This is a genomic window from Chitinophaga agrisoli, from assembly GCF_008386695.1.
Lineage (GTDB): Bacteria > Bacteroidota > Bacteroidia > Chitinophagales > Chitinophagaceae > Chitinophaga > Chitinophaga agrisoli.
Genome location: NZ_VUOC01000003.1, coordinates 738,292 through 751,915 on the forward strand (window position 1 = coordinate 738,292; position 13,624 = coordinate 751,915).

The following is a 13,624-nucleotide window of genomic DNA, read 5'->3' on the forward strand; positions in this document are numbered from 1 at the left end:
ATTTTTACTGTTACCTGTCCCCTCTTAAATAGAAACGACCGGAAAACGGGATAGGCCTAAAGACGGAGAAAAAATATTTAGGGAATGATAAACCAGGCGCACCAGAGCGCCCAGGCAGCCAGGTGCTCGCCCAGTAACCTTTTGCGGATCAATACAATGGCCCTGGCTTTTTGGTTCTTAACGGTTTTAATGGAAAGCGATAATTTATCCGCTATCTCCTGGTTCTTCATTTCTTCCAGGAAACTCATCTTAAAAATACGGCGGCATTCTACAGGCAGCTGCTCTATAGCATTATAAAGATGCCAGTACAGTTCCGTACGGATGATCTGGTTCAGGGCAAAATCCTCTTGCAGTACGGTATTGTCTGCGATCTCCTGTTCAGATCTTCTGGCAATGCGCTGGTGTTTGATAAAGTCCAGGCAGGCGTTACGGGTACAGATATACAGGAAGGATTTGATCCGCTCTTCTGAGCTGAAGTTCGCATGTTTCTGCCATAGCTTAATAAAAACATTGGTAACAATGTCATCCGAAGCAGCTTTGTCTTTTATCAGCTGTTCGGCAAAATACCGGAGGGGTACGTAAAAAAGATGATAATAGTGGCTGAAAGCGGTAGTATTACCCTTTCTGAATGCAGCAATATGAGGCATATTACCGTCGTGGAATTCCTGGTACATCATAACGCAACAGATGCGGTCATCATACTAAAGGTACGCATTTCTGACCGAACTGATTATTGGCTACTGTTTATCCCACCAGAGGGCGGTGCCGCCATTATCGGGGCCTCCCAGGGCTGCTACGGCCCTTTTTACGCCCTGGGGGTTGGTAGCATATTCCAGCTGGGGAAAGTTAATACGCCGGATAAACCGCTCCGTGGGAATGCTGCCGCCGCTGTAGTTCACCACCACCGGAAATAAGCGGGGGTAGCCGGTACGACGGAACTCTGCCCAGGCCTCTTCTCCCTCGGGGAACATGGCAATCCATTTCTGGGTAATGATGCGCTCCAGCTTCTTTTCTGTAGACACGCCATGTTCCCACTGGATTGTGATGGTGCTCAGGTAAGGGCTGCTGTCGGGCACATTGTTGGCCGCATTCCGCGGGTCCGTATAAGGTTTGGGCTTATAGCCGTGGTTCTTAAGATAGGCGTTTACCTTGTCATCCAGTTTGTACTGCGAAAAAGAGGTACGGATGCCGTTCTCATAATCTGTGTACGCATCGCCAGCGCCCTTCCAGCCATAAAGGGCGGCTTCCGCTTTCAGGAACCAGGCTTCCGCAGCGGTCATCAGCTGGATCTTATTGCCCAGTTGCGCCATGGATAGTTTGGAAAAGCCGGTATAGGTATCCCGGCTGGTAATGCTTACGCCGTTGCGGATACCGTCATAAGAGGAATCCCGGCTGCTGGAGCTGGCAAAATAGCAGGGCAGGCGCGGATCATGGTAGCCGGTCATGATAGACTCCATGGGCGCGCCCATGCGGATATCGTTCCATTTATAACAGATCACGTACAAGGGGTGCGCTACCGCTCCTATATTGATGTTGAAATTATCCTGTGCGGTGGTTAACAGGCCCAAAGGGTGCTGGAGGGAAGCTTCCCCTTCTTTCCTGGCCTTTACCGGATCTGCTTTGGAGATCCGGATGGCCAACCGCAGGCGCAGCGTATTGGCAAATTTTACCCATTGTCTGTAATCGCCCTTATAAGCCAGATCAAAAGCGGCAAAATTACTGGGCACATTGGTTTGGGCATATACCGTAAGCGTATCAATAGCGGCGTCCAGGTCGTTAAAGAAAGCATTATAGGCCTCCTGCTGGGTATCATAATCAATACTGCCATCTTTGTTGATGGTGGTGTATTTGGTATATATGATAGGGCCGTATACATCGCTTACCCGGTGCATGGCGGCTACGCGCAGCAGTTGCGCCCAGGCGTAGAAATCGGAGTAGCGCCCTTTGGATTTTTCCTGTACAAACTTGCAGTTGGGCATCACGTTGCCATAGGCCACCGTCCACGCATGGTTATTCCAGTTATCCAGCAGGTCATAGGTACTGTTATTCCGGTTGGATTCAAACGGCGTGGGCGTCATCATATAACCGGAAAAAATATCGCCTATAAGGTTCTGCTGCACCTGCGCCGTGGCGGGGTCGCCGCTGACCATAATATTCAGCATGGTCTGTATCAGCGGTTCTCCCAGCAGCTTCATGTCCGGCATCAGCTCATTCTCATTGAAGTCATAGGGATTCCGGTTGATATCCTCAAAGTTTTTGGTGCACGCGCTAAAGAGCACCCCGCATAATACGGATGCTGTTGTCACACGTTTCATCATGTTTGGAACATACCACATCTCACAAAATGATTTAATAAAAGGCACACTTTTCATTATTCACCTTTCACCTGTCACTTTCGATGTTCACTGTTCATTGTTCTAAAATCCCACCCGCAAATTCACCCCCATGCTGCGTACAGCCGGCTGTCCGTATACGTCTATTCCCTGCAGCCCGTTGCCAGAGCTCATGGATACCTCCGGGTCAAAAGGCGCCCGCAGGGTAAAGAAGCATAAATTCCTGCCGGTTAGGCCCACTTGCAGATTCTTTATCCATTTAGAGCGGATAGGCAGCTGCCAGGTAAGGGACATTTCCCGCAGGCGTATATTCGTAGCGTCATACATATACATTTCCCCAATGCCGGCCCTTCCCCCAATCGTCGTATAGTATTTCTGCGCGTCGTATTTACCGGTAAAAGGCGTGCCATCCTCATACACCGCATTAAGGGTCACGCCGCCGTTATCACGCGCCCTGGCGCTGGTTTCGCTTACCCCATATTCATCCAGTATGGCCTGGGTAATGCTCATTACCTTACCGCCAAACTTACCATCTACCAGGAAGCTAAGGGTAAAGCCCTTGTAATCCAGCGTATTATTCCATCCCAGCGTAAACCGCGGGTTAGGATTGCCAATATTCTTTACTTCCTTATTGGTTTTCAGATAGCCGTCATTGTCAATAACGTATTGTCCTTTCCCATTCTTATACAGCTCTTCATTTGTGTAGATATCCCCCCAGGAACCGCCCTCCTTAATAAAAGAGCCGTACATATTGGTAAGGAAGTCTGTTAAGACAAAGGAATTCTCCGGTCCGGCGCCGGGTATGTCCGGGTCGCTCAGCTGCACTACGCGGTTCTTGTTAAAGCTGTAGTTAAAGCTGGACTGCCAGCGGAACTCTTTACTGCGTACAGGCACCAGCGTAAGGGTGGCCTCTACGCCTTTGTTCTGGATATTGCCCAGGTTCAGGTAATAAAAAAGGGAGCCGCTGCCGCTGGGGGCCTGCACCTCCATATATTGACGGTAATTATTGTTACGGTACCAGGTAAAGTCCAGGCTTACGCGGTTATCCAGCATCCGTATCTCTGCGCCGGCTTCCAGCGAGCGGTTATCTTCCGGTTTCAGGTAAATGCCGGGGCGGGGGTAGGGGGAGCGGTTGTTGATGGCTACCATGGGCGTGCCGGCCAGGGTTTGCAGCTTAAAGCTGGATGGGCGGGATACATACGGCGCAATATCGTTGCCCACCCTGGCGTAGGATACGCGCAGCTTGGCAAAGTTCACAGCGGCCGGCAGTTTTACCATCTCGCTCAGCAGCGCGGTAAGCCCGGAGGAATAATAAAAATAGCCCCTGCCGGCAATAGGCGTATAGGCAAAGGTGCTGGACCAGTCGTTACGCCCCGTAAGGTCCAGGAACAGGTAGTCCCGGTAACCTAATTGCGCATTGGCAAATACGGCCTGCAGCTGTTTGCGTTCTACGTATCGTTGTGAATCCAGCGCGTCATTGGCAATATTGTCAGCAGTGAAAATATTGGGTATTGTCAAGCCGGGGTCTGCATTGGTATTGGTGCTGATTAGCGTTCTGTCATGCGCGCGCACATCCGTAATGCTGGTGCCCAGGGAGGCGGATAGCTGCAGCCGTCCGGGTAGCTTTTTTACAGCGCTCAGCAGCAGGTCTGCATACAGTTGGGTGCTGGTTTCCTGCTCCAAAGTATAGCGCCCGTTGGGGGGCGACAGGATATTCTGTGTGCCGGCAAAGGCTTTTATTTCAAACCGGTCACGGGAGCGGTCCATGCTGCCCCGCGCCTGTATAGACAGCCAGTCGTTGAACACGTATTTCACGGACAGGGAGCCTAAACCCCGGTTACGGTGTTCTTCCCGCAGGCATCTGTACAGCAGCCAGTAAGGGTTCTGCTGGTCGTCCTGCCCGGTCCATGCAAGGTCGTTATGTATGTTCCACCAGTTCTGCAGGGGCAGTTGGCGGGTGGCGTCAAAATATTCGTATTGTTTGTAGGTATTAAAGTTAAGCCCGCGTGGGAAATTGTATAACCCCGTAAGCGGGTTGGAGTACAGACCGCTGGAGGGCCGGTTCAGCGCTTTTTGCGCCACAAAAGTGAAATTACCGTCTATCTGCAGGCGGTTATCCAGCAGCCGCAGGGAGCCCCGGTAGTAAAAAGTATGCCGGTAAAAATTGTTGCGGGGCGTTATACCGCCGTTCATGGTATTGGAGTAGGAGAAATAGGAGGGGGCATTTTCTTTACCGCCGCTAAAGGAGATGGAATTAGCGGAGGTAAGGCCGGTGTTAAAAAAATGCCTTACATGGTCTGTTGCGGAAAGCGGCGTACCCCAGCTGTCGGCGGAGCCGGGTTGGGGATGGCTGTCATCATCCGTATAAGGCCGGGTGGTTTGCCCGTAGCGGTATTGCAGTTTGGGAAGGATCAGCGGCGTTTCAACAGTCAGGTCAGAAGATACGTTCACCCTCCATTTGCCAGGTCTTCCCCGTTTGGTGGTGATGATGATCACGCCATTGGCGGCCTGGCTGCCATACAGAGCAGCGGCGGATGCGCCTTTGAGCACATTGATGCTTTCAATATCATCAGGATTCAGGTTAGAGATACCGTCTCCGCCATCCCGCCCGCTATTACCCACTATGCTGGACGATTCGCCCCAGATATTGGAAGGCTGGGAGGGGGTATAGTTGGCCATGGGCACCCCATCTATCACATATAACGGCTGGTTTTCCCGGGTGGATTTGTTGCCCCTTAATATCACCCTTGCAGAACCGCCTATACCAGAGGCGCTGCGGTAAATATTTACGCCCGCTATACGGCCGGAGAGGCTGTTGATCACATTGGCGTCCTTTACGCGGGTAAGGTCCTCATTGCTAAGCTGCTGGGTAGCGTAGGTAAGCTCCTTTGATTTGCGGGAAATACCCAGCGCCGCCACAACAAACTCGTTCAGGCCTTTTATGCTTTCCTGCAGGGTAATGTTCAGCTCATCCTGATCGCCGATCATCACTTCCTTTTGCAGGTGGCCTATGGACCGGAATACCAGCACATCCACCGGATGGCCTTTAATAGAGAAAGCGCCGTCTGTATCAGTCTGGGTGCCCCGGGTGCTGTTCCTTACCAGGATGGTGGCGCCGCCAAGGGGCTGGCCTTTGGGGTTCAATACCCGGCCATGGATTTCTTTTTCCGGCAGGGGGCCGCCTTTGAGCAGCGCTACGCTGTCTGCCACGGCAGGAGGCTCCGGGCCTACGATGATCTTATCTTCTTTCAGGAGGAATTTAAGCCCCGTTTGTGTTGCCAGCAAGTGTAGCACGTCTTCAATGGGCGTTTTATGGCAACGTAAGGTTACTTTGGTCTTGAGGCGCTGGCTTAGCTCAGTTTTATCATAATGGAAACTTAGCCCGGTCTGGGCGGCTATCTGCGTCATCACCGCTTCCAGCTGCTTATTCCTGGCCTCAATACTCACAACAATAGGCAAGCCCGTGCCTGTTGCGGGTAATAGCGTAAGCAACAACAGGCCGGCAGTCATACTTACCAGGTAGCAGTATGATTTTACGGTCATGCGTGGTTCATATTAGTTGGCGGTGTTCAGCTATTAGCCTTTTGCTATTAGCGTTTAGCCACTTACACGCGCTAAAAGCCAAGAGCCAAATGCTAGTAGCTGTTTTTCAATACTATGGTATCATTGCTGATAGTATAGGAAATGGATTTGGCCAGACAAATGGTTTCGATCACTTCCCGCAGGCTTTCTTCCTTGAAAAAGCCTGTATACTTCCACTCTTTCTTATCACTTTGGTTGATAATGGTTACTCCATATCGGTTCTCTATTTCGGTTATTACTTCGTTATAAGAGGCGTCTTTAAATACCAGGTAGCCCTGTCTCCAGCCGGTGATCTCCTCTGCCTTGGCAAAGGTGGATTTTACCAGTTCAAGGGATTGCAGGTTGTAATGTACCTGTTCATTAGGCAGCAATATAACGGCATTTCCCTGCGGGTGGCCATCCTGCACACGGTCTATCTTCACTTTGCCGGTCAGCAGGGCCACGGTGATCCTGCTTTCGTGGGGATAGTCCCGGATATTGAAAGAGGTGCCCAGGGCAGTGGTCTGTATATCGCCGGTATGTACGGTAAAGGAGCTTTTTGGGTTGGGCGCCACGGTAAAGAAGGCTTCCCCTTCTTCCAGGTATACATCGCGGTGGTCTGCCGCAAACTGCAGGGGGTAACGGATACGGCTGGAGGCATTCACTACAATAGTGCTGCCATCTGCCAGCACCACACGCTCAGTAGCGCCTTTGGTGGTGGTCAGTTCCATAAAGCCGTTCTTTATAATGCGGTTGCTTTTTGCGGGCGCGGCATTTGCCATAGAGGAGGCAGCTTCCGGCGCGGCCGTACCGGACTGTTTCAGGTAGGTGAACAGCCAGGCGCCGGCCAGCAGCAATACGCTGGCGGCAGCCGCTATATAATACCAGGGACGTAGGTAGGCGCGGCGGGGCGCCTGTATCCTTTCGTGGATACTTTGCTTCACGGCCTCCAGCTGCAGGGGCAGATCATCGTCATTGACAGGGGTGGAATGATGTCTGTTAACGCCTTCAAACCACTGTTCAACGATCTTTGACTCCTCCGCCGTGCATTGCCCTTGCGTATAGCGTTCCAGTATCTGTTTTATATGTTCTGTGTCCACCGTTTCGTATTTTAGTTGCTATCAGTAGTCGTACAACCGGCGCATTGGTACTATTCCCGTACCCCGGAACAGGATCGCGGTGTCACGATCGCAGATCCGTATGCTGTGAGCGTAAGATCTTCAACGCCTTGGTGATCTGGTTCTTCACCGTTTGCTGGGACAGGCCCAGGCGCTGCGCTATCTGCTCAATGGATTGATGCTCAAGCCGGCTGAGCATGAAGATCTCCTTCATACGGTCCGGCAGGTGGTTGATGGCTTCTAATATCTCCTGGTTTTTTGCTTTATAATCAACGGTTTCGGTAATATTTTCCGGTTGCGCGTCAAAATGTTCTATCAGCTGCTGCAGGTATTTCCGGTAGGAGGTGTTCTTCCGGTAAATATCAATCACCTTATGACGGGCGCTCTGGTACAGGTAAGACTTCAGCGACTCGCTGATAAAGAGCTGTTTACGTTTCTCCCACAGGGACACAAAAAGGTCCTGCAGCACATCCTTGCTGATCTCCCCGGTTTCCAGCTTACTGAGTATGTAAAGGTACAATGGCTTGCTGTAGCGATCGTAGATCGCATTAAAAGCCTCTACATTGTCGGCCCTTAGCAAGTTAAGTAACTGTTGATCTGAATAGTTGCTGTACATCAGGATTCCAGGTACAAAGATATTGGTTGTGAAATGTGAACAGCGTGTCTTCTACCTACCGTTAGATTGAAAATTAGGATAATGTTTCGAATTATAGAAAAATATTTAGCGTGGCTAAAGAAAGCAAAAAGTAAAAAGGCAAAAAGGAAAAGCCTAAAGCGGTCAATACGAAATACTTATCCGCCCTAATCCTTTTTCTTTTTGCCTTTTTACTTTTTAGTTATTTCAGGCTTCTTTTAAACGCAGCTCATTCTTATACTCTTTTGGGGTCTTACCCACTATTTCCTTAAAGAAGCGGTTAAAATTAGAGAGGTTCTTAAAACCGCAGGAATAGGCAATTTCCGCAATGGACCAGTCCTCTTCCGTTAACCGTTTGCAGGCATGCCCTATCCGTACTTCGTTCAGGAACTGAACAAACGATTTTTTGGTGCGGTTCTTAAAGAACCGGCAAAAAGACTGGGGGGAGAGGTTGGTAATGCTGGCTACATCCTGGAGGGACATTTCCTTGGAAAAATTGTTCATCACATACTTGAACACCTCGTCTATTTTATGGTTATCCTTGGCATTAAAGGCATGGGAGTAACCGGTGCTGGCCAGGTAATAGAAGTCTTTGGTCTCTGATAACGATTTTAGGATATTCAGCAGGGAAATGATCCGCTCCAGCCCTTCCTTCTTGGGCAGGGAAAGGATATCGTCCTTAAGCCGGTCATGTGTGTCGCCCACGATCTTCATGCCTCGCTGGGCGCGGTGAAACAAGTCCGTAAGGGCCTTGGTTTCCGGCAACCCGTAAAACTTGTCGCCAAAAATGTCTTTAGGGAAATAGATGACCACGGAACGGGCCTTTAACTGCTCAATACCCTTATAATAGGCTTCATCATTATACCACACGTGTGGGATGTTGGGCCCCAGGAATACCATATCGCCTACGTCAAAGCTTTCAATGGTATCGCCAACGATCCTTTTTCCGTGGCTTTCCGTTACGTATACGAGCTCGCATTCCGGGTGAAAATGGAAAGGTGTGTTAAAATAAGGATCACAACGTTCTATAATGGTGATCTGGTTATCCGCAAAAGCCGCAACTTTAATGAGGATGGGTTTCATCCGTTAATATTTTATAGATTTATCTTTTATACCCCTCAAGCAATGAACTTGTTACAATATTTGCATTGGTCCGGTGAACCTTGGTTGTAGCAAAACGCTGCCTTGTTTTAATTGAATGCTGGTCTTTTTTTCTCATGTTGTCCAATGGAACTTCCAGATGCTTAACTCTATTCAGCAGCATGGTGGGCTGAATGACGGTGGCAGGATGGTCGTTTCATGCAAGGTTAGTTTAATTCGTCACACTTTCCCGCCCCCCGCGGGAATCTTTTCCTATGAATGATGCCAATTTATTAATTTTTGGTTAAAAAACTATCATTTACTGTAATTTAGCTGTTAGAGGGAGTATTGTTTTTTTGACAAGTAATTTTGTATTTTACACAGGGCTAAATCGATTGAGCGTTTTTTATACCTGCGCTTAACTATGGGAAGTCCCGGCACGCACGGATTACACAGCACAAACTAATTTACACGGATGAAAGGAATTTCTATCAAGGACATCGCCAAACAGGCGGGAGTGTCGCCAACCACAGTTTCCTTTGTACTCAATGGTAAGGCAAAGGAGAAACGGATCAGTGACCAGGTGAGCAAGAAGATACTCAAAATAGCCAATAAACTCAAGTACAAACCCAATCAGCTGGCCCGGGGCCTGCGCACCGGCAAAACCAAAACTTTGGGGCTGATCGTGGAAGACATCGCCAACAACTTCTTTGCCAACGTTGCCAAAGTGGTGGAAGACGAGGCGGATAAGCATGGCTATAAGGTACTGTACGGCAGCACAGAAGATAATAGTGATAAAGCCCGCGGCCTGCTGGAAGTGCTGAAGTACCGCCAGGTAGATGGCTATATCATCACCCCCACCAAGAACATGGAGAAGGAGATCGAGCTGCTGAAGATGGTGCGCAAACCCGTGGTGCTGATGGACCGTTACTTACCTAATGTAGACTCCCACTATGTGGTGGTAGATAACTACCAGGGCGCATTTGAAGCCACCTCCCACCTGGTAACACAGGGTTATAAAAAGATAGGCATTATCACCACCATGTCAGACCAGGTGCAGATGAAACAACGTATGGATGGTTTTGCCGCCGCATTAAAGAAACATGGTATACCTTTTAATAAAACCCTTACCAAACGCCTGCCTTTTGAAATGGACCGGGCAGCCCACACCCAGGAGATCGTTAAATTCCTGAAAACAACTAAGGCAGACGCCGTATTTTTTGCCACCAACTACCTGGGTATCTATGGTATAGAAAGTATCCGCTCCCTGGGTTTACGTATTGGCGCAGATGTAGGCGTGGTAAGCTTTGATGACCATGACCTCTTCCGCCTGCACAGCCCTTCTATCACCTGCGTATCACAACCTATAGAAGAGATAGGCCGGCAGATCGTGAATGTGTTGATGAAAGAGCTCAATCATGCTTCTGCAACCTCGCAACAGCTGGTATTGAAACCTACGCTGGAACTGCGGCAATCAACCATAAAAGAAACCAGCAACGTACCACAGCAAGCCTGAACTGAACGCGCAACCTGATTAATGTTACACTAAACCTTGCATAAATAGATTAGTTTACCTAAGTTTATCATCGTCGATATTTGTTTCCCTATGCCGGATCGCTTAAGCAATTGAGGAGAGCCCGCATACTCATTAATAACCGAAATGTATGTACAAGAAAACCCGTGTGATTTTACTGTAAACCATTAACTATTACTGACGGAAGCTCTATTGTTTGTATGCCGTTGCTGGCATACCGCCCCGCTATGCACTTAATCAGTTTTTGACACCATTATAAAACCCTTTAAAACCACGACGATGAAAAGATCGCTATTGCTATGTGCGTTTCTTTTATTGCTGGGCTACCATTTTACTGTAGCACAGGAGAAAAGGACCATTAAAGGCGCCGTGCAGGACCCGGCCGGCGCGCCCCTTCAGGGAGTTACTGTACAGGAAAAAGGTACCGGTAATGGTACTGTTACAGATGCAAAAGGCAGTTTTACCCTCCAGGCCCCGCCAATGGCCACACTTGTATTTTCTTACATTGGCTTTGCCCGCCAGGAAGTAGCGATAGGCGGGCAAAATTCCCTTACCGTTCAGCTATCGCCCGATACCAAAGGATTGGGAGAAGTGGTAGTAACGGCCCTGGGCATACAAAAAGAATCCGGTAAGCTGGGCTACGCCGTTAGCAAGGTGGGCGGCGAATTGATGAACAAGGCCCGCGAAACCAACGTAGCTTACTCCCTGGAAGGCCGCGTAGCCGGTTTGAACGTAAGCGGCGTAAGCGGTGGCCCCGGCTCCTCTGCCCGTATTAACCTGCGGGGCATTACCAGTTTTAACGGCGGTTCCCCGTTGTTTGTAATTGATGGCGTACCCATGGATAATACTAACCGCGGTACTGCCGGACAGTATGGCGGCGCAGACAAAGGAGACGGTATCTCCAGTATTAACCCGGATGATATTGAGAACATGACCGTGCTGAAAGGCGCCACCGCAGCAGCTTTATACGGCACCCGCGCATCAAACGGTGTGATCCTCATCACCACCAAGAGCGGTAAAAAAGGCAGCAAACTCTCAGTGGAGTATAATACCAACCTGCAGTTTGACCAGGTGGTGAATAACCTGGAATTCCAGGATGTATACGGGCAGGGTGCACAGAACCACCGGCCGGCAGATGCGGCCGCAGCCGCTGCCACCGGCATCAGCGCCTGGGGCGAAAAATTGGATGGCCGGCCCACGATACAGCTGGATGGAAAGGAATATCCTTACTCGCCGGTAAAGGACAACCTCCAGCAGTTCTACCGCGTAGCGCCCACCTTTACCAATACCATCGCCACCAGTGGCGGCTGGGAAACCGGCGCTTTCCGCCTCTCGCTCTCCAGCATGAACAACCAGTCCGTTCTGCGCAACAGCGGTCTAAACCGCAAGTCCGTAAACCTAAACCTTAACCAGCAGGTAACGGATAAGCTGAAGATAACCGTTATGGCCAACTATGTAGATGAAGCCATTAAAAACCGCCCCTGGTTAAGCGATTCGCCCATGAACCCTAACTACGGCATTAGCCTGCTGGCGCCTAACGTAAACCAGGCTGCCCTGCAACCGGGATATGACCCCAGCAAGAACGGCGCAGAGGTCCTGTTCACGAATAATATATACACTACCAATCCCTGGTTTGTTGTAAACCAGTTTGTAAATAAGGTAAACCGCAAACGCCTCATCAGCGCCATTGCCGCCAGGTACGATTTTACAGACTGGTTATATGCGCAGGCCCGCGTAGGTTATGATCTGGCCAATGAGAACTATCTTACCGTAGAGCCCTGGGGCACCGCCTACAGCAGCGGCGGCACCGGCCGTTTGAACGATCTTTCCAAAAGGCAGATCTCCGAACTGAACACGGATGTGCTGGTGGGCGCCCGCAGATCCATCACCCAGGACCTGGAACTGGACGTATCCGTAGGCGCTAATGACCGCAAATGGGTAGACCAGACCGTGGGTATGAACGGCAGCCAGTTCATCATCCCTTACCTGTATGTGCCGGCTAACCTTACCAATCTGGCCTCCAATTATCTTTATAAAGAACTAGAAACACATTCCGCTTACTACACGGCAGACTTTACCTATAAAGGCTTCCTGAATATAGGTACCACCGGCCGGTATGATGTATTCTCCACTTTGCCCAGCAGCAACCGGGGGATCTTTACGCCTTCTGTAACCGGTAGCTTTATCTTTTCTGAGTTAACGCATTTACCGGCACTGAGCTACGGTAAACTGCGCGCCTCTTATGCACAAACAAGCGGCGAAGCGGAGCCTTATAAAACACAGCAATATTATAAGATCTCTAATACCATTAATGGCGTACCATTAGGCACATTTGACGATAATAAGTATAACCCGGATATAAGACCCTACCGTTTAAAGGAATTTGAGATAGGTACGGAGCTGAAGTTCTTCACCAACCGCCTGGGATTGGATGTATCCTATTTCCGCCGGCAAACAGATGGGGAGATCATCTCCGCTTCCATCTCTAACGCATCCGGTTTTACCACGCAAACGCTGAACCTGGGCGCCACCCGTAACAGTGGGGTAGAGGTGATGCTGACCGGCACGCCGGTACAAACGCACGCTTTTGCCTGGAACGTTTCCTTTAACATTACCAAGGTAACAAACCTGGTAGTGGATATTGACGGCACGGATAACCCGGCGCCGGTTACCCTCACCGCTTACCGCCCCGGTAATGCCAACGTAGCTATTGTGAAAGGGTTGCCTATGGCCCAGATCATGGCATATGATTACAAACGGGATGCCCAGGGTAATGTAGTAATAGGCGATAACGGCATACCGGAAAGAGGGCCGCTGCAACCTATGGGCTCTGCCATACCCAATGTGTTTGGCGGCTTAAGCAATGATTTCACGTACAAGAACTTTAACCTCTCTTTCCTTATCGATTTCAAATACAACAATAAGGTACTCTCCGCCACCAACTATTATTCCATTGCAGACGGTTTAAACAAGTTAACGCTGGAAGGCCGTGAAGAGGGCATAGTAGCAGCCGGTGTAACGGAGAACGGCGCTAAGAATAACAAGAATGTTGCCGCCTATAATTACTATCCGCTGCTGGCGCAGAACATTTCGGCCCTGTCTGTATTCGACGGCAGCTTTATTAAGCTGCGGCAGGTAACGCTGGGGTATAGCTTCCCGGAAGCATGGTTTAGCCATACGCCGTTCCAGTCTATCAGTATTTCGCTGGTGGGCAGGAACCTATGGACGCTGATGAAGCGTACACCCAATATTGACCCGGAAGCAGGTTTCTCCTCAGACATTAAGGCCGCTGGCCTGGAAGGCGGTAATCTGCCCGCATTGCGTACATATGGCGTGAACGTGAACTTTAAATTTAAAAAGTAGA

General features: G+C 49.9%; 8 protein-coding genes. 2 read left to right on the plus strand and 6 right to left on the minus strand.

What is annotated here, in order from left to right; genetic code table 11:
* Window positions 1-77: 77 nt before the first annotated feature.
* The 6 genes from F0L74_RS18395 to F0L74_RS18420 all read right to left on the minus strand — a co-directional run bounded on the left by F0L74_RS18395 (window position 78) and on the right by F0L74_RS18420 (window position 8,729).
* Window positions 78-677 carry an RNA polymerase sigma-70 factor gene (locus F0L74_RS18395; RefSeq protein WP_149839340.1) on the minus strand — a complete coding sequence of 200 codons (600 nt, stop codon included), beginning with the start codon at window positions 675-677 and terminating at the stop codon, window positions 78-80.
* 60 nt (window positions 678-737) lie between these two features.
* Complete coding sequence (locus tag F0L74_RS18400) at window positions 738-2,306, minus strand: SusD/RagB family nutrient-binding outer membrane lipoprotein (RefSeq protein WP_246197763.1); 1,569 nt, start codon at window positions 2,304-2,306, stop codon at window positions 738-740.
* Between the two features lie 111 nt (window positions 2,307-2,417).
* Window positions 2,418-5,876 (minus strand): SusC/RagA family TonB-linked outer membrane protein, encoded by a 3,459-nt coding sequence (locus tag F0L74_RS18405; protein ID WP_149839342.1) that lies wholly within the window; start codon window positions 5,874-5,876, stop codon window positions 2,418-2,420.
* A gap of 92 nt (window positions 5,877-5,968) precedes the next feature.
* A complete protein-coding gene (locus F0L74_RS18410) occupies window positions 5,969-6,994 on the minus strand; it encodes a FecR family protein (RefSeq protein ID WP_149839343.1) in 1,026 nt (341 codons plus the stop codon).
* A gap of 82 nt (window positions 6,995-7,076) precedes the next feature.
* Window positions 7,077-7,592: an RNA polymerase sigma factor gene (locus tag F0L74_RS18415; RefSeq protein ID WP_188316058.1), complete on the minus strand. Its 516-nt coding sequence runs from the start codon at window positions 7,590-7,592 to the stop codon at window positions 7,077-7,079.
* A 261-nt stretch (window positions 7,593-7,853) separates the two neighbouring features.
* The gene (locus tag F0L74_RS18420; RefSeq protein ID WP_149839345.1) at window positions 7,854-8,729 is read right to left on the minus strand and encodes an AraC family transcriptional regulator; all 876 of its coding nucleotides are present in this window, start codon (window positions 8,727-8,729) and stop codon (window positions 7,854-7,856) included.
* A gap of 472 nt (window positions 8,730-9,201) precedes the next feature.
* Here F0L74_RS18420 and F0L74_RS18425 point away from each other — a divergent pair, with 472 nt between their 5' ends.
* Entirely contained in the window at window positions 9,202-10,242 is a 1,041-nt protein-coding gene (locus F0L74_RS18425; RefSeq protein ID WP_149839346.1) for a LacI family DNA-binding transcriptional regulator, read from the plus strand.
* A gap of 297 nt (window positions 10,243-10,539) precedes the next feature.
* Window positions 10,540-13,623 carry a SusC/RagA family TonB-linked outer membrane protein gene (locus F0L74_RS18430; RefSeq protein WP_149839347.1) on the plus strand — a complete coding sequence of 1,028 codons (3,084 nt, stop codon included), beginning with the start codon at window positions 10,540-10,542 and terminating at the stop codon, window positions 13,621-13,623.
* Window position 13,624: the final 1 nt, after the last annotated feature.

Bases quoted from the DNA above. Each gene is read 5' to 3' on its own strand.
- F0L74_RS18430 (WP_149839347.1), top strand. From the start codon at position 10,540: ATGAAAAGATCGCTATTGCTATGTGCGTTTCTTTTATTGCTGGGCTAC.
- F0L74_RS18425 (WP_149839346.1), top strand. From the start codon at position 9,202: ATGAAAGGAATTTCTATCAAGGACATCGCCAAACAGGCGGGAGTGTCG.
- F0L74_RS18395 (WP_149839340.1), bottom strand. From the start codon at position 677: ATGATGTACCAGGAATTCCACGACGGTAATATGCCTCATATTGCTGCA.
- F0L74_RS18420 (WP_149839345.1), bottom strand. From the start codon at position 8,729: ATGAAACCCATCCTCATTAAAGTTGCGGCTTTTGCGGATAACCAGATC.
- F0L74_RS18405 (WP_149839342.1), bottom strand. From the start codon at position 5,876: ATGACCGTAAAATCATACTGCTACCTGGTAAGTATGACTGCCGGCCTG.